Genomic DNA, 19,933 nt, shown 5'->3' with positions numbered 1-19,933 from the left:
CGCCTGCGTCGCTGGCGCTCCGCTAGCGACACCAGAGCCCGCCTGCGGCGCTGGCGCTCCGCCTGCGCCAACAACACCCGCCTGCGGCGCTGACGCTCCGCCTGCCCCCACCACGCCTGCCTGCGGCGCTGACGCTCCGCCTGCGCCAACAACACCCGCCTGCGGCGCTGACGCTCCGCCTGCGCCAACAACACCCGCCTGCGGCGCTGACGCTCCGCTAGCGACACCTGCGCCTGCCTGCGGCGCTGACGCTCCGCTAGCGACACCTGCGCCTGCCTGCGGCGCTGGCGCTCCGCTAGCGACACCTGCGCCTGCCTGCGGCGCTGACGCTCCGCTAGCGACACCTGCGCCTGCCTGCGGCGCTGGCGCTCCACTAGCTCCGCTTGTTCCCGCCTGCGTCAGCTGACCGCCTGCCTCGCGAACCTGCGCAAGCAGCGTCTTCACCGTATCGAGCAGCACGCGCGTCTGCGGCGTCAACTCTTTGCCGCCCTGCTGTGCCCGGCTCAGTACCTCTGCCAGCTGATCCAGTACTTGATGAAACGGCGGACCCTGCACCGTCTGACGCAGCGAGAGCACCGTTTCCGGCGTCAACGGCAGACCCTTCTGAAATGCAAGTACTGCCGTCGGCATCCACTCCGCCTGCGGCATGGATTTACCTAGAGCAGCCTGCAGATCGGTGAACGCCTTTACGCTTTCCTTTGTTATGGCTACCCCATTCTGATGCAGCAATTGCACCAGCTGCCGATTCTCAGGGGTATCGCTCATCCCGAGCGTTTTGAGCACTTCTCCCATCGATGTATCGGGAATCTGCACCTGGGAAGCCTGCAGAGGCTTTAACACAATCTGCCCGTTCGCAGATTCCGGCTGTACCTGCAGCATAGTCATCTCGCCCTGCTTGAGCGGTGTCTCCAGCTGAGCTCGTACCTGCACGCCCCCTATATTGACCAGTGCCTCCTGATTGGGAAGCTGCTGCTGCACGACGCCCTTGACGACTTGCCCCACCTTCAGCTCCAGCGTCTTGGGCTCTTGAATTTGCGCATCTCCGACTAGTCCGCGGATTATTCCTCCTATATTCATAGCGGCTCCCCTCCTTTCCCATGCTGCTTCGTTTTGACCCTCGGCCTATGCCGCTTATATGAAAAGCCGACCCGGGCGGACGTTTGCCCGTGTATCCCGCGCCGGCTTTCTTTGTTCCGGTAACGTTATATATCGGCAGAAGCGCCGGCTTTTTTGAACTCGATCTAAAACAGCACCTGCTGCTCGTAGACAATATTGCGCAGGAACGTACGCCTGTGGAGCGGGGTGGCTCCAAGCTCTGCGATCCGCTCCCGGTGCACGCGGGTTGCATAGCCTTTATGTATCGCAATCTCGTATCCCGGATATTCCAGCTCCCAGGCCAGACACATCCGGTCGCGTGTTACCTTGGCAATGATCGAGGCGGCTGCAATGGATTGGCTCAGCGCGTCTCCATGAATCAACGCAAGCTGCTCGATGTCCGTATCCACCTTCTCTGCATCAACCAGGAGCAGATCAGGCCGGACCTGCAACTGGTCTACCGCCTGCTTCATAGCCGCTCTTGCCGCCTGCTTGATATTGATCCGCTCGATCGTCGGCACATCCACGATGCCTACGCCGACCGCAAGCGCCTGCTCCATAATAAGCTCGAACAGCGTGTCCCGTTTCTTCTCGCTCAGCTTCTTGGAATCATTAACCCCTTCCAGCTCGAGACCTTCCGGCAATATAACGGCTGCGGCCACCACATCCCCGAATAAACATCCGCGGCCCACCTCATCGACTCCCGCAATCCAGCGTTTGCCCTGCTCCCAATATCCGCGCTCATAGGTAAGAATATCACTCACTGGCTATCTCTCCCGGTATTCATCATCAGGTTTCATTATATCGCACCGCTGCACAGCCTGACCATCCCTGCAGGAAAAATCGTCTACGGCTGGGCTCTCCCGCCAGCAAGCCGTATATTCAGACGTGCTGCCACGCATAATATGGAAATCTGTCCGGCTGGGCGGCAGCGACCGGAAAGGAGCGAACCCACTTCTCATGGAACCACAGAAGATATCCGAAGACTGGAACGAGCTTGTCCATGCGCTAGGGACTCCCGCCGATTTGGTGACCAACGAGATTCATGTCCGGGGTTTTTCCGCGAAGCTGCTGTACTTCAGTTCGATCTGCGATGAACAGAAAATACATGATATGCTGCTCTCCCGGTTTTTTCAAGTGTCTGACCTTGACGAATTCACAGCGTACCTGCAGGCCATCTCCAGTCCCGCTTTCCCCTCAGGTCAAAAAAACATGGCCCAGCAGGTACTTCAAGGCGCTGTAGCGGTGGAGTGCGGAGCTATTTATCTGATAGACTTCGGCAAGCACGAGAACTCACAGCCGCTGGAAGCCAGTATGGAGAAGGTCATCCAGGGGCCTCAGAACGCATTCAGCGAAAATCTGCTGACCAACATCAGCCTGCTCCGCAGCCGGTATCCGCAGGCTTCTCTGACCATTGAGCTGTATCAGATCGGCCGGCTTACGCAGACGCCGATCGCGATGGTGTACGACCGTGATCAGATAGCTGCCGAGACCTTGCGGCAAACCCGCAAGGCGCTGGATGCTGTGGAGAATGATGCCCTGCAGGGGCTCGGTCAGCTGCAAAATCGGATGACCCGTACCAAACGTTCGTTATTTCCAACCGTGCTGATTACGGAGAGGCCGGACCGTGCCGTCTATAATATCGCTCAAGGAAAAATCGCCCTGCTGGACCAAGGCACCCCGTTCGTGCTGGTCGTTCCCGCCGTTTTCTATGATTTTATTTCCTCGATGGAGGATTTGTATCACTCGTATTGGATCAGCCGGTTCCTGGTGACGCTCCGCTACATCGGTTTACTCATCAGCGTGACGCTGCCTGCCCTCTATGTCGGGGTGACAGCCTTCAATCCGGAGCTGTTCCGGGTTCAGCTCGCACTGTCGATTGCGGGCAGCCGTGTCAGTGTGCCCTACCCGGCTTTTCTTGAGGTGTTGTTCATGCTGCTGATGATGGAGCTGTTGACGGAAGCGAGCGTCCGCCTGCCCAAAACCATCGGTTCCACCGCTACGACCGTAGGCGGGCTGATTCTGGGACAGGCTGCAACGGAGGCCGGGCTGGTCTCCAACATCATGATTATTATCGTGGCCGCCGTCGCGATCTCGAACTTTGTCATCCCGATCAATGCCATGAGCTTCGCCATGCGCGTAGTCAAATACATCATTCTCGGCCTGACGATTGTTCTCGGGCTGATCGGACTTATTCTTGGCATGCTCGGCCTAATCGCCTATTTAATCTACCTCGACAGCTTCGGCCAGCCGTATTTCCGCCTCTTTGGCAAACCGCCCAAACCTGAACGTCTCTGAGTAGGAGGTTGAAGCCGCGTGAAGGTTTTCTATAGCTTGTTTTTTGTCAACATGCTTGTACAGGTCGTCGTGTTCGTCCCGACTATGCTGATCAACGAACGCTTTGAGGGCAGCGTGATGGCGATTTTCGCCGGGGTGCTGGTCGGGACCGTCCTGCTGGTATTATTCGTTCGGTCGATCGGCGCATTTCCCGGACAGACGCTGCCTGATATTTTAGCTGCGACTTCCCGCTGGTTCCATCTGCCATTTCTTGCCTTACTATGCGTCACCTGGTTCTCGGCCGGTTTGATTTCGCTTCTATCCATCAACAACATGGCCATCCGGTTCATCAACGTCAGCTTTCAGGGACCCGCTATGATTTTGGTTTTTTCCATCTTTATTTTGTGGATCATGCTATTTCTCGGAACCCCGCAAATTCTCGCACTGGTCAGCGTCGTGCTCATCTTGAATTTGCCACTCATCGGCATTATCTTTTATCAGGCCACCCGCAACGAATATATCATGTGGTCTTCGGTACTAGAGGTAGGGACTTACTGGGCCATTCTGCCTTCCTATAAGGCGATTACCGCCTCGAGCTTTATGTTTACAGGCTATACGAATCTTGTGGTATTCAATAAGCTCATTCATAAGCCGGTGGCGCTAGGGAAGCTTTGGATCGTTCCTATCATCGCCCTGCTCAATCTGCTGACCTCCGTCGCGGTTCCTATTGGGCTGCACGGAGCCGACGGCGTCAACGACTACATGTTCCCTTGGGTAGTCACAGCCGACTCGCTCCAGATTCAATACGGACCGATTGAGCGGCTGATTTCCGTTTTCCTGCTGCTGTACGTGTCCATCTCGACCATCAGCATTTTGATTCACTGGCATGTGTGTCATCAGTTGTTTCTATCGATGTTCAAGCCTAACCCGCGAAAACCGCGAAAGCAGACGTACCTGACATACGGCCTACTGCTTTCCTTCCTGGTCACGACCTATCTGGTTGAAAAAAATACGCGAGAATATGAAATTTTCCGCTTCGCCGAACACTGGATGATGCTCCGACTGCCGGCCGAGATCCTGCTGGTGATGACACTGGTCTTCATGGCCCGAAGGAGGAAAGCCTGATGCGGAGCCTCCGCTGCTTGCCGCTTCTCTGCTGCTTAATCCTGATGCTGACAGGCTGTGGCTACAAGGATATCGATAAACGCTTCTTTGTCGTCTCCATCGGACTGGACAAGCCTCAGACCGATGGCAAGAAGATCGGCGTGCTGCTGAAGCTGGCCGTTCCATCGGCCGACTCCCGAGCCGGCAAATCTGCCTTCATGATCGTACGCGAGGATGGGGATTCGATCGCCGAAGCAGTCCGCCTGCTGAAGTCCCAAGTAGACAAGGAGCTGGATTTCAGTCATGCCAAGATGATTGTCGTCGGTGAAGCGATAGCCAGCACCAGCATCAGAGAGTGGATCGATTGGCTCATCCGGCGAAGAGATATTCAGATGATCGCCTGGATGGGGATCGGCAGACCTGATGCGGCCTCCGTGCTGAGCACCAGCCCCGTGTCAGAGAGGCTCCCGTCCAATACCCTCTTTCTAACCTTCGGGGAAACAGGAACGGAAACGTCTTACGTGGTCTCCGAGTATTTATTTGATTTCCGTAAACGCTTGTACGAGCGCGGACTGGACCCCATTCTCCCCATTATCGAGAGTTCCTCTGACGGCAAGCTATTCCGTGTCAATCAAGCAGCCGTCTTCGACAAAAACCGACAGAAGCTTGTATTATCCGCCGAAGAGACACGCATGTACAACATCCTGTCTAACCGGGCCGAGCGCGCCGAAAGCCAGGTCTCAACGCGCAAGAACCGATTCTATGTCGATATCGACGTGGCCCGGACCCGTTACCGGTTCGGTCAAGCAGACGCCCCCAAGCCTCAAATTATCGTGGAGATGGATCTGGAAGGGACGATCGAGGAGGCGCAAACTCCTTTGAGCAGCGAAAAGCTTGACCTGTACAGGAAGGATGCCGAAGCCTCGATCCGAAAGGAAGCGCTGCACCTGCTCAAGCTCTTGCAGAAGGAAGGACTGGACCCTCTGGGGCTGGGCCTGATGTACCGGGGCAGAAGCTTCAGTCCTCAAGACTGGAGCAACTGGCAAGCGATCTATCCAGTTGTCGATTTTGACGTACGGGTACATGTCACCCTTCAGGGTACCGGCAGCCTCCGGTAAACGACAAAAAAAGCCCCGCAAAATGGGGGCATCTCTTCGTAGCGTATTCAGACTGCTTCTATGCGAACTTCTGCTGACGGCTGTATGATCGGATCGGGTCGTAACCTAACGCAGATCGGTACCCTGGAACTCCAGCACTTCTTCCGGCAGCTCCATGCTGATCCGGCCCAGCTTGCCCGCGCGCAGCTCGCGCAATATGGCGATCGAAGCCTTCTCGAGATCGACCCGTCCCCCGCTGAGCAAAGCTCCCCGCTTGCGGCCTACCTCTTCCATCACGGCCACCACCGCATCGGTGTCTTCCGGGTCCTGAGGGAGCGACTCCAGCGAGAAGCGTTCCTTCAAGGCTTCCGGATAATTGCCGACGAGATAACGCATCGCGAACAGCGCAATTTCGGTGATGTGTAGAATCTCTTCCTTGATTGCACCGGTAGCGGCCAAACGGTAGCCGACGACCTGGTCTTCAAACTTCGGCCATAGAATACCCGGCGTATCCAGCAGCTCCATCTCGGTGCCAACCTTAATCCATTGCTGACCCTTCGTCACCCCTGGCCTATCGCCGGTCGCGGCAATTTTGCGTCCGGCCATCTTGTTGATCAACGTCGACTTGCCGACATTCGGGATCCCAACGATCAATCCGCGCAGTGTACGCGGCTTCATCCCTTTGCGCAGCTGGGCTTCAATCTTGGCGGACAGCAGCTGCTTGCTCCGCTGGATAATCTCGCGCGACGGATTGCCCGCCACCGCGTCAATCGGCAGCGCCTGCAGCCCCTGGGCTGCAAAATATTCGATCCAGCGCTTGGTAGCTTCCGGATCGGCCAGGTCGCTCTTGTTCAGCAGAACCAGCCTGGGCTTATGCTGCAAAATCTCATCGATCATCGGATTGCGGCTCGATAGCGGAACACGCGCATCGAGCAGCTCAATCGCCAGATCGATCAGCTTCAGCTTGTCTTGAATCTGACGCCGGGCCCGCGTCATATGGCCCGGGAACCACTGTATGGTCATCTGAGATGAGTCACCTCGCTTTAATAGACATTCAGCCTAACCCACCATTAGTGGATCAGGCTGATTTTGTTGAGCGGCCAATAAATAACGTCCGCTCTTCCTACGATTTTTTCAAACGGTACGAAGCCCACGCGGCTGTCTCTGCTGTCGAGACTGTTAGAACGGTTGTCTCCCATCGCGAACAGATTGCCTTCTGGAACAGTCTGTTCGGCAAAATTATTCAACCGGTTGTAAGGAATCCCCTTCTTGGCCGCTTCCTCCAGTGCAGATTGCAGATAGGTCTCGTTGATTTGCGTGCCGTTCACAAACACTTTATCTCCCTCGACACGCACCTTATCGCCCGGCAGTGCAATGACGCGCTTGATGTAATCCCGCCCATCCGGAGCATGGAAGACAATCACCTGGCCGGCCTTCGGATTAGCAAACTTATATAAAATCTTGTTCACGATCATTTTCTCGCCGGTATAAAAGTTAGGCTCCATCGACGGACCTTCCACCACGAATGGAGAACAGATCAGCCAGCGGATCAGGATGACGAGCGCGGCGGCTATGATCAGCGCCTTCGCCCACTCCCAAGCCTCTTTCTTGATGGGATTGGCTTTATTTACGGATTGCTGCTGCTCTTGCTCCTGCTCCATCCAGCTTTCCTACCCTTCGCGCCAAAGTGCTGAAGAAAACGAACAGGGGCTTGTTAACCAAGCCCCCGGTGTTCATCTTATCGGATTTCTTGAATTCTTGCTGCTTTACCGCGAAGACCGCGCAGATAGTAGAGCTTCGCACGACGGACTTTACCACGGCGAGCCACTTCAATCTTGTCAATTTTCGGAGTATGCAGCGGGAACGTTCTCTCAACGCCAACACCGTAAGAAATTTTTCTTACTGTGAAAGTTTCGCTGATGCCGCCGCCGCGACGCTTGATAACAACGCCCTCGAACAGCTGAACGCGCTCGCGGGATCCCTCGATAACCTTAACATACACTTTCAAAGTGTCGCCAGGGCGAAAGCTAGGAATATCGCTGCGAAGCAGTTCCTTAGTGATCTCTTGAATCAAACTCATGAATGACTTCCTCCTTCCACACAGGTGTTCATGCCGCTTCTCCCGATGTCTGAATATGTTTAGTACACGCGCAGAGGACCACCGTACTCGTGACAAATGCCACAACGCTAAATATCATAGCATAAATCCAATTGAAACTCAACATCAACTTGGCAAGCTTCACCAATGTATGAGGGGCTGTCATTAGCCAGCCCTTGAGCGCTGGTCAAAGCCCGTTTACAGCCTGTCCTCCCGCGTCGCATCGCCGCTTGCCGACACCTGTGCATCGCGCTCGAATTCGGCCAGCCACTTGCGGTCCTGAGCCGTCAGCTCCATGCCTACAAGCAGATCCGGACGCTTCGTCCAGGTCCGGTACAGCGATTGCTTCCGGCGCCATTGGTCAATATGGGCGTGATTGCCCGAGATCAACACCTCGGGCACCTCCCACTCGCGGAACTTCGCCGGACGCGTATAATGCGGGTACTCTAGCAGTCCGGTGCTGAACGAATCCGTCACCGCCGACGTTTCATTACCCAGCACGCCAGGCAGCAGGCGGACCACGCTATCAATGACGACCATAGCCGGCAGCTCGCCGCCCGTCAGCACATAATCCCCGATTGACAGCTCATCCGTTACCAGATGCTCGCGGATGCGCTCGTCATAGCCCTCATAGTGGCCGCAGATGAAGATCAGATGCTTCTCAGCGGATAACTCCTCCGCCTTTTTCTGCGAGAAGGGCTGCCCTTGGGGACACATCAGCACGACCCGCGGCTTCGTATCCGCATCGAGCGGCTGGATGTCTTCCACGGCGGAGAAGATTGGCTCTGCCTTGAGCACCATACCGCCTCCACCGCCGTAGGGGTAATCATCGACCGTATTATGCTTGTTGTTGGAGTAGTCGCGGAAATTGACCGTATTCAGCTCGACTAGCCCTTTATCCCTGGCTTTACCGAGAATACTGGATTGAAACACCCCGTCAAACATAGCCGGGAACAGCGTCAGTACATCGATTCTCATAGATCGAGCAAGCCTTCCATCAGACGGACGGTGATCTTCTTGTCCTGCACGTTGACATCCAGCACCACATCGTCGATGTACGGAATCAGCAGCTCCTTGCCCTTGGGGCGCTTAACGACCCACACATCATTGGCACCGGGAGACAAAATTTCTGTAATCTCCCCCAGCACCTCGCCCTCCTCGGTAGCTACCGAACAGCCGATGATCTCATGATAGTAATACTCGTCGTTATCCAGCTCCGACAAATATTGCTCTTCGACCTTCAACAGCCAGCCTTTGTACTTCTCCACCTCATTGATGTTGCCAAAGCCATGGAACCGGATAATGAACATCTGTTTATGCTCACGTGCGGATTCTATAGTAACCGGCAAGCTAGCCCCCGAATTCGGATCGACAAACACCAGCTTGCTGTTCTTGGCAAAGCGTTCATCCGGAAAATCCGTCTCAGACACAATCTTCAGCTCGCCCCGGATCCCGTGCGTATTTACGATTTTACCTACCGTGTACAGCTTCTCGCTCATCTGGACCTCCAAGCCTCCTCGCCAATAAGAAAAGAGTTAGGAAGCATCTCCTAACCCTCATCTTTTCCATTATGATACGATCTCAACCGAAACGCGTTTCGATTCTTTCACTGCAGCAGAGGTGACTACCGTACGAAGCGCCTTGGCAATGCGCCCCTGCTTACCGATCACCTTGCCGACATCGGCCGGGTGAACGGACAGCTCGAACGTAATGCTGCGGTCATCTTCGACGATATTCACCTGCACATCCTCCGGATGATCGACGAGCGCCCTGGCAATTACAGATACAAGATCTTTCACTTGGTTCGGACCCTCCCAATCTCACAGATTACTTCTGCAGTTTGGATTCGTGGAATTTCGTCAGAATGCCCGCTTTGCTGAACAGACTGCGAACCGTATCGGAAGCTTGAGCGCCAGTTTGAAGCCATTTCAGCGCTTTCTCTTCATCAATATTTACAACGGCTGGTTGTGCAACCGGATTGTAAGTACCAATTTCTTCAATGAAGCGACCATCACGTGGGGAACGGGAGTCCGAAACCACTACGCGGTAGAAAGGAGCCTTGTGAGCACCCATACGCTTAAGACGAATGCGAGTTGCCATGTTAAAATTCACCTCCCTAGTAAGATAAACATCGGATATGCTATCGGTAAGAAAAGCCGGGCTGCTCGAATCGGAACAGCTAGAACGGGAACTTCATCCCGCGGCCCATTTTCTTGAGCTGCTTCATCTGTTTGGCGCCCTTCGGCCCCATCATGCTGGAGAACTGCTTCATCATCTTGCGCATTTCATCGAACTGCTTGATGAACCGGTTCACATCCTGGACCGAGTTGCCGCTGCCTGCTGCTAGACGCTTGCGACGGCTTGGAGTCAGCAGATCGGGATTGGCCCGCTCTTCCTTGGTCATCGACTTGACGATCGCAGCTACGCGCGTCATCTGCTTATCGTCGACCTTGACGTCCTTCATGCCCTTGATCTTGCCCGCTCCCGGCAGCATATCCAGCAGTTGGTCGAGCGGTCCGAGCTTCTTGACCTGCTCCATCTGATCGAGGAAATCGTCGAAGGTGAACTCGGCTTGACGCAGCTTGCGCTCCATCTCTTTCGCCTTGTCCGCATCGATACCGGCCTGCGCCTTCTCGATCAGAGTCAGCATGTCGCCCATGCCGAGAATCCGGGAAGCCATCCGCTCCGGATGGAATGGCTCGAGCGCATCCATCTTCTCGCCCATCGCCGCGAACTTGATCGGGCAGCCGGTTACCGCCTTGACGGACAAGGCTGCACCGCCGCGCGTGTCGCCGTCTAGCTTCGTCAGCACGACACCCGTCAGCTCGAGCTGCTTGTGGAAGCTCTCCGCTACATTGACGGCATCCTGTCCGGTCATAGAGTCAACGACCAGCAGAATTTCATCCGGGGATACCGCTTCGACAATCTGCTTCAGCTCATCCATCAGATTTTCGTCGATATGTAAACGGCCCGCGGTATCAATGATCAGGTAGTCATGATTCTGATCCTTCGCCTGCTGCAGCGCCTGCTTCGCAATCTCGACCGGGCTGACCTGGTCACCCAGAGAGAACACCGGAACCTTGAGCTGCTCGCCGAGCACCTGCAATTGCTTGATTGCAGCCGGACGATAGATATCGGCGGCGGCCAGAAGCGGACGGTGATTCTGCTGCTGCAGCAGCTTGGCAAGCTTACCTGTAGTCGTCGTCTTACCTGCGCCCTGCAGTCCCGCCATCATGATGACTGTCGGCGGCTTATTCGCTTTCGCCAGCTTGCTGTTCGTACCGCCCATCAGCGCGGTCAGCTCTTTATTCACGATATCGATAACGACCATGCCCGGAGTGAAGCTTTGCAGCACTTCCTGGCCGATCGCACGTTCCTTCACCTTGGCTACGAATTCCTTGACGACTTTAAAGTTGACGTCCGCTTCAAGCAGTGCCAGACGCACTTCGCGGAGCGCTTCGTTAACGTCGTCCTCGGTCAGCTTCCCTTTGCCTCTCAGCTTGCTGAATACACTCTGAAGCCGGCTGGATAATCCTTCGAATGCCATCCGCGGTCACCACTTTCAAGGGAAATTTCTTTTTCCGTCAGTCGATTGCCTGCAGCCTGTCCACCAGCGTGACTAGTGCCTCGCTTTGCCCGCTGGGCAACTCGCCCGCCAGAGCAGTCAGGCTCTGCAGCAATGGCTGCCGCTTCTCATACTTGTCAAGCAGCCGGAGCTTCGACTCATATTCCTCAAGCACCGACTCGGCCCGCTTGATATGCTCATACACCGCCTGGCGGCTAATATTAAATTCCGATGCGATTTCGCCGAGCGAATAATCGTCGTGGAAGTAATGCTTCATAAAGGTCTGCTGCTTTTCCGTCAACAGCCGTTCATAGAAGTCAAACAGCAAATTGATCCGGTTTGTTTTCTGGAGGACGCCTTCTTCCGTCATCGCGCTACCCCCTCCGTTAAGGTAATTCCCTTGACACCCAAGCAACATCACCTATCATACTGAAATGAAGAGGGGATGTCAAGTCTTTCTCCTTGTCACCTTCAAACTTAGGATCTCGCTGCCCGGAGACACGTCTTTTCTTTACCCTTGCTCCTGCTTATCGGCCTCCGCCACCCACTTGTTGAACAGAGCATGCACAAATTGGTCGGAGTCGAATTGCTGCAGGTCGTCCATCTTCTCTCCCAGCCCAACGAACTTAACAGGCAGCTTGAGCTCCTGGCGGATGGCCACAACAATACCGCCTTTGGCCGTACCGTCGAGCTTGGTCAGCACCAAACCCGTCAGTCCGGATTTCTCATCGAACAGCTTCGCCTGCATCAGAGCATTCTGGCCTGTCGTTGCATCGAGCACAAGCAGCACCTCATGGGGAGCTTCCGGCACTTCCCGGCGAATGACGCGGAAGATTTTATTCAGCTCTTCCATCAGGTTCACTTTATTTTGCAGCCGACCTGCCGTGTCGCAGAGCAGTACATCTGCGCCTCTTGACTTGGCTGCCTGCAGCGCGTCGAACATGACGGCAGCCGGGTCAGAGCCTGCCTGCTGCTTGATCACGTCAACGCCTACCCGGCGGCCCCACTCCTCGAGCTGCTCAATCGCTCCGGCGCGGAAGGTGTCTCCGGCTGCCATCATGACCTTTTTCCCTTCGGATTTGAGCAGATGCGCCAGCTTGCCGATCGTCGTTGTCTTGCCGACGCCATTGACGCCTACGAAGAGAATAACGGTCAATCCGCTGTCCGCCATGCGCAGGCTCGTCTGCTCATCGCCTTTGAGCAGCGCAATGATCTTCTCCGACAGAATCGGCTGCAGCTCGCTTGGGCTTTCGATCTTGCGCTTGCGCACCTCGGCACGCAGCTCCTCGATCAGCTTAAGCACCGTGTTCACGCCTACATCGGCGCCGATCAGAATTTCCTCCAGCTCCTCGTAGAACTCCTCGTCAATCTTCTTGCGCCGGGAGAACAGATCGTCCACACGCTCAATGAAGACGTCTCGGGTCTTCGCAAGTCCTTCCTTGAACTTGCTCGTAACCGCCTCCGCTTTGGAGGATATGCTATCCTTCAGACGTTGAAAAAAACTCACTTCGCCATCATCCACTTTCTGCTCGTATTTAGCTTTACAACCCATAGGGCGATACGCCCGCTCCCAACGGTCGCGTACCGCCCGGGCTTTGTGTCCCTACGCCTGTTAGCCTGCTTCCATAACGGCCTCGTCCTCTTCCAGACGGACGGAGACAAGCTTGGACACGCCGCCCTCCTCCATCGTAACGCCATACAGCACATCCGCTTCCTCCATCGTGCCCTTTCGGTGCGTCACGACGATGAACTGCGTCTGCCCCGAGAACTCGCGCAAATATTCAGCAAAGCGCGTCACATTGGCTTCATCCAGTGCAGCCTCGACCTCGTCCAGCACGCAGAACGGCACCGGCTTGACGCGGATAATCGAGAACAGCAGCGCAATGGCAGTCAAAGCCCGCTCTCCTCCTGAGAGAAGCTGCAGGTTTTGCAGCTTCTTGCCTGGAGGCTGCGCGACAATCTCAATACCCGTATCGAGCAGATTATCCGGCTCGGATAAGATCAGATCGGCACGTCCGCCGCCGAACAGCTTGGCAAAGACGATGACAAAGTGCGAGCGGATCGCATCGAACGTAGTGCGGAAGCGCTTGGACATCTCCTCGTCCATCTCGCGGATGACGCCATACAGCGCCGTCTTCGCCTCCACCAGGTCATTCTTCTGCTCGGACAGGAACTGGAAGCGCTCATTCACCCGCTGGTACTCTTCGATCGCCCCCAGATTTACCTCACCCAGGATCGCAATCTCGCGCTTGAGATCACGCACCAGATTCTGTGCGCCCAAGACGTCCTCAGGCACCGGATAGCGTTCCTTGGCCCGCTCGTAGGTCAGCTCATATTCGTCCAGCAGCTTCTTGAGCAGGTTCTCCAGCTCGACATCAAGCCGGTTCACCTTGACCTCGGTTTGCCGCAGCTGTTCCTCGATGCTGCGAAGCTGATTGCGCTGGTCGCGGGTTTTGTTCTCCTCCGCTTCCAGCTTGGCATTCCACCCGGCTCGTTCGGCCCGCTTCAGCTCCAGATCATCGGCGGCCTGCTGCTTCTTCAGCTTCAGCTCGTTCAGCTGCTCTATCTGCCGGATCGTTTCCTGATCATGATGCTCCATATCATATTCCAGCTGGCGCAGCGACTCTCGGCTGGCTTCCAGCTCGGAGCGTACCCCGCCAAGCTCGCCAACCAGGCGGCGTTCCATCTCCTGTAGCGATTGCTTGGCCTGCGACTGCGAGGCAACCTGCACTTTCAGATCCGTCATCTGCGACTGCAGCTCTTCCTTGGCGGACTCACTTGCCTTGCGGCGGATTTCCGCCTCGCGGATCGCCTCCTGCAGAGCACCTTCCTCCGCCGCAAGCCGTTCCAGCGAAGCGAGAGCCGCTGCACGGCGGCGCTGAAGCTCACCGCGCTCGGCGCTCATCGACTCGTCGTCCGCGCCATAGAGGGCGAGCTGCTCCGCCACCTGCTTGGATTCGTTCGCAAGCGGCTCCAGCGAGGCGCGAATTTGCTGCTCCTCGATCCGGCGCGACTCGCCCAGCTCCCGAAGCTCATCCAGCTTCTTGCCGGCATCGCCGATCTCGCGGCGCATCAGTTCCGCCTTAGCCCGGCAAGCAGCGAGCTGCTCCTCGGAGACGACGATTTCCTTGTCCATCTCTTCGATCTGCCGCTGCCTACTGAGCAGGCTCGAGGACTTCCGCTGCTGGCTCCCCCCGCTCATCGATCCGCCGGGATTGACGACATCGCCCTCCAGCGTGACGACCCGGTACCGGTATTGGACCCGGGCCGCAATTTTATTGGCCACTTCAAGCGACTGCGCGATGATGACATTGCCGAGCAGGCTCCCGATAATCTGCCGGTACCGGTCTTCGAATTGGACCAGATCGACAGCGATGCCGACGAACCCCTCCATACTCTCAACGCCCCGCTGCTCACTGTCGGGAATCGAGCGAGCGCGGATGACATCGAGCGGCAGGAAGGTCGCCCTGCCGAGCTGGCGGCGCTTCAGAAATCCTATGGCTTCCCGGCCATGGGCTTCGTTCTGAACGACGATATGCTGCAGCGCTCCGCCGAGTGCGGTCTCTACCGCAGTCTCCACATGAGCAGGTACCTTGACCAGCTCGGCTACCGCCCCGTGAATGCCTCTGAGATCTGCACGGTCCTTAGCCTTCAGCACTTCCTTGACCCCGTGCATAAAGCCGTCGTAATCGTTCGCCATTTCATTCATCGTGTCACGCCGGGACACAAGCGCATCCAGCTTCTGCTCCCACTTGCGGACAGAGGCCTGCGCTTCCTCGGACATCGTCTGCTTCTCGCGAACGCCCTGACTGAGCTCCTGATACTGGCTGCGTGCCTCTTGAATACCGGCAACCGCCCTATCCAGCCTTTTCTCCAGCGCAGCCTTACGAGCTGCGATGCTTTCCTGCTGATCGCGCCACTTGCGGTTCTCGTCGCCCAAGCGGTCCAGCCTGCGTCCAAGTGCCTCGAGCTGCTGCTCCGTATAACGAGCTTCGTTGCGGGCATTGGCCGTCTGGTTGAGAATCTCGAGCAATTCTCCCTTCAACCGGTCCTCCTCCGCGCTGCTGATCCCGCCCGTCACGCCGAGCAGCCGGTCTTCCTCCGCCTTCAGCTGACCCTGCACGACAGCGAGACGCTCGGCTACCGCGCGCAGCTTCTCGCGCGCTTCGGCCAGCTCCGCTTCCTTGTCGGACATCCGGCCTTCCAATTGCCGTGAAGTGACCTCGAGCTGTGCCCGGTTGGCGGAATAGTTCTTTTTCCGCTCCTTCAACACCTCACCCTGGCCTTCGCACTTCTCGAAATCCTCGCTGATCAGCAGCAGCTTGCCCTGCAGGACTTCGATGGCTTCCTCCTTGCGGCGGAGTTCCCAACGGTCCGACTCCAACTGGGCGTCGTGCGCACTAACGAACCCGGACAGCTCGATTTGAGACGCCTTCAATTGATCCAGCCGCTTGTTCGTTTCATCCCAGGTCGAGTAAATCTGCTCAATCTGGTACACATACATGGCGATTTCGCTGGACTTGAGCTCCTCCTTCAATTCCTTGAAGCGGATCGCCTTCTCCGATTGGGCGCGAAGCGGATCGAGCTGATCCTCCAGCTCCGATATCAGATCGTGAATCCGCAGCAGATTCTGCTCTGTCTCCTGCAGCTTCTTTTCCGTTTCCTTCTTGCGTGATTTATATTTGACGATGCCCGACGCTTCTTCGAAGATGCCCCGGCGCTCCTCGGATTTGGTGCTCAGAATTTCTTCGATCCGGCCTTGTCCGATAATGGAGTAGGCTTCCTTCCCGATTCCCGTATCCATGAACAGCTCCGTGATATCCTTCAGACGGCAGGGCTGCTTATTGATCAAGTATTCGCTTTCTCCGCTGCGGTGCACCCTACGGGTCACCGTAACCTCCTGGTACTCGAGCGGCAGCGACTGGCTCGCATTGTCCAGTGTCAGCGACACTTCCCCATAGTTGACTGCTTTCCGCGCATCGCTTCCCGCGAAGATGACATCCTGCATATTGCCGCCGCGCAAGCTTCTCGCGCTCTGCTCCCCCAGCACCCAGCGGATGCCGTCGGAGATATTGCTTTTGCCGCTGCCGTTCGGACCCACAACCGCTGTAATACCCTGGACAAATTCAAGCTCCGTGCGGTCTGCGAACGACTTGAAACCCGACAGCTCAATACGCTTTAAAAACAAGTTACCTCACCTCTTACCGCTATTGTATCATATCCTCCGCCCTGCGTAGAGCGTGCTTTGGTCCCCCTGCCTGTCTTGGCAAAAGGCCAAAAAGAAGCGGCGACCGATGGCCACCGCCTGTTTCACTTGCTATGATCTTGGCGTCCGTACCTTGAGCGTCTCCAGTGCTCCAGCCGCCGCATGCTGCTCAGCCTCTTTCTTGGAGCGCCCAGCGCCCTGTCCGAGCCTTTGCTCATACAGATGCACCTCGGCGATAAACTCACGTTCATGCGCAGGTCCCCGCTCGTCTACAATCTTGTACTCGAGGGGGCCCATGTTGTGCTGCTGCGTATACTCCTGCAGCAGCGTCTTGAAGTCCGCCGTAAGGAGCCTTCCCTGCTCCGGCAAGCGGGGAAACATGTGCTTGCCAAGGAACGTCCTCACGACCTCCAGGCCCTGGTCCAAATACAGGGCGCCGATAAACGATTCGAATACGTCGGCCAGCAGTGCCGGCCGCGTCCGGCCGCCTGTCAGCTCCTCGCCTTTGCCTAGCAGCACGTACAAGCCGAATTGGAGCTGCTCGGCAAAACCGACAAGCGACGGCTCGCAAACGATCGAGGCTCTCAGCTTGGTGAGTTCCCCTTCGGAACGATCCGGGTATTTATGATACAGAAACTCGGATACGGTCAGCTCCAGGACGGCATCACCCAGAAACTCGAGCCGCTCATTATCCTTATGATGGCCCATTCGATGCTCATTGACATAAGACGAATGGGTAAATGCTTGCCTAAGCAGCTCCGGATTACGGAACGGAATGGACAAGTCGGCCTGCAATTGCTTTAGATTCCGATGCATGACGATCACCTTCGTGTGGGCTGATGGTCGCAGGGGCACTCGAGGTCCCCCTGCAACAGGGGTACATCCAAAAAACTTCTATCGATGCTCTGTAAGGAGCTTCCATTCCATTATGCTTCGTACTTCTTCAGAATAACCGTCGCATTATGCCCGCCGAAGCCGAACGAGTTCGACATGACGATATTGAGATTCGCCTGGCGCGGTGTATTCGGCACATAATCCAGATCACACTCGGGGTCTTGATTCTCCAGATTAACCGTTGGAGGAATCATGCCGTGCTTCAAGGCAAGCGCACAGATCAGCGCTTCAACGCCGCCAGCGGCTCCGAGCAAGTGGCCCGTCATCGACTTGGTCGAGCTCACCGCCAGTTTGTAAGCGTGATCTCCGAAAGCCTTCTTAATAGCCGTCGTCTCCGACCTGTCGCCCACCGGAGTCGATGTGCCGTGCGCGTTGATATAATCGATCGCTTCGAATGGGATAGCTGCGTCCTTGACAGCCTTCACCATACAGCGCGCAGCGCCATCCGGGTCCGGATCCGTCATATGATGCGCATCGCCGCTCATGCCGTAGCCTATGACTTCGCCATAAATACGGGCTCCGCGCTTCTGAGCATGCTCCAGCGACTCCAGAATCAGAATGCCGGCTCCCTCGCCCATGATAAAGCCATCCCGGCCCGTATCGAACGGCCGACTTGCCTTCTCGGGCTCGTCGTTGCGCGTAGACATCGCGCGCAGCGCGCAGAAACCGGCTACGCCCGTAGGGCTGATCGTCGCTTCGGCGCCGCCACAGATCATGACATCCGCATCGCCGTGGACGATGGTTTTGAAAGCGTCCCCGATGGAATGCGTACCTGTTGCACAAGCGGTGACAGCGGTGCTGTTCGGCCCCTTGGCTCCGGTAATCATCGAGATCTGTCCGGCTCCCATATTGGCGATCATCATCGGGATGAAAAACGGGCTGACGCGTTTAGGTCCCTTCTCCAGCAAAATCTTGTGCTGCTCTTCCCAAGTCGACAATCCGCCGATGCCTGAGCCTACATACACGCCCACACGCTCAGGATCCGTCTGCTCGCGGATGTCGAGCTGCGCATCCTTCAGCGCGTTCAGTGTAGCCGCAACGGCGAACTGGACAAAGCGGTCCATCCGGCGTGCTTCCTTCTTGTCCACATAATCCTCTACCTGAAAATCCTTGATCTCAGCGGCGATGCGCGTCGGATATTCGCTTACATCGAAGGACTCGATGTTGCTTACTCCTGACTTTCCTGCAAGCAAATTGGACCAGAATGTGTCAACATCCTGACCAAGGGCGGACATCACGCCAAGACCGGTAATCACAACTCTCTGCTTCACTTGGTATCCACCTCTATAAATACGGTTCAGCGGCCGCCGACTCCATGCCGGAGGGCCGGTTTCACCAGAATGTACTTCTTTGGGGTACTGCTCAAGAACACCGGATATGGAGATAAGTCCCGTCACAGAACAGCATAACGGGACTTATACGGCTTACGTATGAGATTTTATGTACTCAACTACTTGACCTACAGTAGCGATTTTCTCTGCGTCTTCATCAGAGATTTCCATATCAAACTCATCTTCCAATTCCATAACCAATTCCACAACATCGAGAGAATCGGCACCTAAATCATCTTTAAACGATGCTTCCAGGGTCACTTCCGCCTCATCGACGCCAAGACGGTCTACTACGATCCGCTTTACGCGATCTACAACGTCGGACATCCGGTTCACCTCCTCTTTGGTATTATACTGAACTTATGGACAAAATGCCATAGCTAGTCTGCCAAGCGGGCAAAATTGTGTCAGCAGCGCTCCCGGACAAACATGGGGACGCGCTTCCAAGGGGGGACCTTGCGACCAAGAGCCCCCCGCAAATGGGCCCGTGAGCAGGCTGCTACATATACATGCCGCCATCGATATGAATCGTCTGACCGGTCATGTAGGAGGCATCCTCGGATACGAGAAAGCGCACAGCCTTGGCGATATCGCCGGGCTGACCGAGCCGGGCCAGCGGAATCTGCTTCAGCAGCCCTTCGCGCAGCTCTGCCGACAGCTTGTCGGTCATATCCGTCTCGATGAAGCCGGGAGCTACACAGTTGACAGTGATACCGCGAGAAGACAGTTCCTTCGCCGCTGCCTTGGTCATGCCGATCACTCCGGCCTTCGCAGCTACGTAGTTCGCCTGTCCCGGATTGCCCAGGGCGCCGACGACCGACGAGATATTCACGATGCGCCCTGAGCGCTGCTTCATCATCGGACGCGTGGCCGCTTTTACGCAGTTGAACACGCCCTTCAGATTCGTTTCGATGACTTCATCGAACTCTTCTTCCTTCATGCGCATGATCAGATTATCGCGGGTAATCCCCGCGTTGTTGACTAGAATGTCGATGCGGCCGAAGGCCTCCAGCACCTGCTTGAACATGTCCTCGACTTCCTGCACGGAACCGACATTCGCCTTTACCTTGAATGAACGGCGGCCGAGCGCTTCGATCTGCGCTACCGTCTCAGCTGCAGCGCCTTCACTGCCCGCATAGTTCACAACAACGTCGGCACCGGCTTCCGCCAGCGTGACCGCGATAGCGCGCCCGATGCCGCGCGATGCGCCTGTAACCAGCGCTACTTTCCCCGTAAGCATATGTTTACCTCCCCGATTGGCGGTCA

General features: G+C 56.3%; 19 protein-coding genes and 1 pseudogene. 3 read left to right on the top strand and 17 right to left on the bottom strand.

The annotated features are described in order from the left end of the window. Positions 1-1,077: pseudogene (locus WMW72_RS29405) on the bottom strand (hypothetical protein); the annotation flags it as partial. A 164-nt stretch (positions 1,078-1,241) separates the two neighbouring features. Continuing rightward, a complete protein-coding gene (locus WMW72_RS29400; RefSeq protein ID WP_341419154.1) occupies positions 1,242-1,859 on the bottom strand; it encodes a ribonuclease HII in 618 nt (205 codons plus the stop codon). A gap of 196 nt (positions 1,860-2,055) precedes the next feature. Here WMW72_RS29400 and WMW72_RS29395 point away from each other — a divergent pair, with 196 nt between their 5' ends. The 3 genes from WMW72_RS29395 to WMW72_RS29385 are packed head-to-tail and all read left to right on the top strand — an operon-like array spanning position 2,056 to position 5,594. Then, positions 2,056-3,393, top strand: a complete 1,338-nt coding sequence (locus WMW72_RS29395; protein ID WP_341419153.1) for a spore germination protein — start codon at positions 2,056-2,058, stop codon at positions 3,391-3,393. A gap of 18 nt (positions 3,394-3,411) precedes the next feature. Further along, on the top strand, positions 3,412-4,497 hold the full coding sequence (locus WMW72_RS29390) for a hypothetical protein (RefSeq protein ID WP_341419152.1): 1,086 nt from the start codon (positions 3,412-3,414) through the stop codon (positions 4,495-4,497). Then, positions 4,497-5,594, top strand: coding sequence for a Ger(x)C family spore germination protein (locus tag WMW72_RS29385; RefSeq protein WP_341419151.1), 1,098 nt, complete (start codon positions 4,497-4,499; stop codon positions 5,592-5,594). Before WMW72_RS29390 ends, WMW72_RS29385 begins: the two co-directional genes overlap by 1 nt. Before the next feature lie 105 nt (positions 5,595-5,699). On the opposite strand, the gene ylqF is transcribed toward WMW72_RS29385, so the two are convergent. The 15 genes from ylqF to fabG all read right to left on the bottom strand — a co-directional run bounded on the left by ylqF (position 5,700) and on the right by fabG (position 19,907). Continuing rightward, complete coding sequence (gene ylqF, locus WMW72_RS29380) at positions 5,700-6,596, bottom strand: ribosome biogenesis GTPase YlqF (RefSeq protein ID WP_341419150.1); 897 nt, start codon at positions 6,594-6,596, stop codon at positions 5,700-5,702. 47 nt (positions 6,597-6,643) lie between these two features. Further along, the gene (lepB, locus tag WMW72_RS29375) at positions 6,644-7,234 is read right to left on the bottom strand and encodes a signal peptidase I (protein WP_341419149.1); all 591 of its coding nucleotides are present in this window, start codon (positions 7,232-7,234) and stop codon (positions 6,644-6,646) included. A 77-nt stretch (positions 7,235-7,311) separates the two neighbouring features. Then, positions 7,312-7,653: a 50S ribosomal protein L19 gene (rplS, locus tag WMW72_RS29370; RefSeq protein ID WP_341419148.1), complete on the bottom strand. Its 342-nt coding sequence runs from the start codon at positions 7,651-7,653 to the stop codon at positions 7,312-7,314. Positions 7,654-7,869: 216 nt separating this feature from the next. Next, on the bottom strand, positions 7,870-8,649 hold the full coding sequence (trmD, locus tag WMW72_RS29365; RefSeq protein ID WP_341419147.1) for a tRNA (guanosine(37)-N1)-methyltransferase TrmD: 780 nt from the start codon (positions 8,647-8,649) through the stop codon (positions 7,870-7,872). Beyond that, a complete protein-coding gene (rimM, locus tag WMW72_RS29360; protein WP_341419146.1) occupies positions 8,646-9,170 on the bottom strand; it encodes a ribosome maturation factor RimM in 525 nt (174 codons plus the stop codon). Before rimM ends, trmD begins: the two co-directional genes overlap by 4 nt. A gap of 69 nt (positions 9,171-9,239) precedes the next feature. Further along, positions 9,240-9,470, bottom strand: coding sequence for a KH domain-containing protein (locus WMW72_RS29355; RefSeq protein WP_341419145.1), 231 nt, complete (start codon positions 9,468-9,470; stop codon positions 9,240-9,242). Between the two features lie 28 nt (positions 9,471-9,498). Continuing rightward, a complete protein-coding gene (gene rpsP, locus WMW72_RS29350) occupies positions 9,499-9,771 on the bottom strand; it encodes a 30S ribosomal protein S16 (protein ID WP_341419144.1) in 273 nt (90 codons plus the stop codon). Between the two features lie 79 nt (positions 9,772-9,850). Next, a complete protein-coding gene (gene ffh, locus WMW72_RS29345; protein WP_341419143.1) occupies positions 9,851-11,218 on the bottom strand; it encodes a signal recognition particle protein in 1,368 nt (455 codons plus the stop codon). A gap of 37 nt (positions 11,219-11,255) precedes the next feature. After that, the gene (locus WMW72_RS29340; protein ID WP_341419142.1) at positions 11,256-11,606 is read right to left on the bottom strand and encodes a putative DNA-binding protein; all 351 of its coding nucleotides are present in this window, start codon (positions 11,604-11,606) and stop codon (positions 11,256-11,258) included. Between the two features lie 141 nt (positions 11,607-11,747). Next, a complete protein-coding gene (gene ftsY, locus WMW72_RS29335; protein WP_341419141.1) occupies positions 11,748-12,743 on the bottom strand; it encodes a signal recognition particle-docking protein FtsY in 996 nt (331 codons plus the stop codon). Positions 12,744-12,848: 105 nt separating this feature from the next. After that, complete coding sequence (smc, locus tag WMW72_RS29330) at positions 12,849-16,424, bottom strand: chromosome segregation protein SMC (protein WP_341419140.1); 3,576 nt, start codon at positions 16,422-16,424, stop codon at positions 12,849-12,851. Positions 16,425-16,553: 129 nt separating this feature from the next. Then, entirely contained in the window at positions 16,554-17,258 is a 705-nt protein-coding gene (rnc, locus tag WMW72_RS29325; RefSeq protein WP_341419164.1) for a ribonuclease III, read from the bottom strand. 110 nt (positions 17,259-17,368) lie between these two features. Continuing rightward, on the bottom strand, positions 17,369-18,607 hold the full coding sequence (fabF, locus tag WMW72_RS29320; RefSeq protein WP_341419139.1) for a beta-ketoacyl-ACP synthase II: 1,239 nt from the start codon (positions 18,605-18,607) through the stop codon (positions 17,369-17,371). Positions 18,608-18,760: 153 nt separating this feature from the next. After that, positions 18,761-18,994, bottom strand: coding sequence for an acyl carrier protein (acpP, locus tag WMW72_RS29315; RefSeq protein ID WP_072334722.1), 234 nt, complete (start codon positions 18,992-18,994; stop codon positions 18,761-18,763). A gap of 172 nt (positions 18,995-19,166) precedes the next feature. Continuing rightward, the gene (gene fabG / locus WMW72_RS29310; protein WP_341419138.1) at positions 19,167-19,907 is read right to left on the bottom strand and encodes a 3-oxoacyl-[acyl-carrier-protein] reductase; all 741 of its coding nucleotides are present in this window, start codon (positions 19,905-19,907) and stop codon (positions 19,167-19,169) included. Positions 19,908-19,933 lie beyond the last annotated feature (26 nt).

This window comes from Paenibacillus filicis (genome assembly GCF_038070315.1).
GTDB classification, from domain to species: Bacteria; Bacillota; Bacilli; order Paenibacillales; family NBRC-103111; genus Paenibacillus_G; species Paenibacillus_G filicis.
The sequence above is the reverse complement of the archived record's forward strand: the minus strand, read 5'-3'. Positions and strand labels throughout refer to the sequence as shown.

Coding starts and splice junctions, on each gene's coding strand:
- WMW72_RS29395 (WP_341419153.1), top strand. CDS start 2,056: ATGGAACCACAGAAGATATCCGAAGACTGGAACGAGCTTGTCCATGCG.
- rpsP (WP_341419144.1), bottom strand. CDS start 9,771: ATGGCAACTCGCATTCGTCTTAAGCGTATGGGTGCTCACAAGGCTCCT.
- WMW72_RS29340 (WP_341419142.1), bottom strand. CDS start 11,606: ATGACGGAAGAAGGCGTCCTCCAGAAAACAAACCGGATCAATTTGCTG.
- rimM (WP_341419146.1), bottom strand. CDS start 9,170: ATGAGCGAGAAGCTGTACACGGTAGGTAAAATCGTAAATACGCACGGG.
- WMW72_RS29385 (WP_341419151.1), top strand. CDS start 4,497: ATGCGGAGCCTCCGCTGCTTGCCGCTTCTCTGCTGCTTAATCCTGATG.
- lepB (WP_341419149.1), bottom strand. CDS start 7,234: ATGGAGCAGGAGCAAGAGCAGCAGCAATCCGTAAATAAAGCCAATCCC.
- ffh (WP_341419143.1), bottom strand. CDS start 11,218: ATGGCATTCGAAGGATTATCCAGCCGGCTTCAGAGTGTATTCAGCAAG.
- ylqF (WP_341419150.1), bottom strand. CDS start 6,596: ATGACCATACAGTGGTTCCCGGGCCATATGACGCGGGCCCGGCGTCAG.
- rplS (WP_341419148.1), bottom strand. CDS start 7,653: ATGAGTTTGATTCAAGAGATCACTAAGGAACTGCTTCGCAGCGATATT.
- trmD (WP_341419147.1), bottom strand. CDS start 8,649: ATGAGAATCGATGTACTGACGCTGTTCCCGGCTATGTTTGACGGGGTG.
- rnc (WP_341419164.1), bottom strand. CDS start 17,258: ATGCATCGGAATCTAAAGCAATTGCAGGCCGACTTGTCCATTCCGTTC.
- fabG (WP_341419138.1), bottom strand. CDS start 19,907: ATGCTTACGGGGAAAGTAGCGCTGGTTACAGGCGCATCGCGCGGCATC.
- acpP (WP_072334722.1), bottom strand. CDS start 18,994: ATGTCCGACGTTGTAGATCGCGTAAAGCGGATCGTAGTAGACCGTCTT.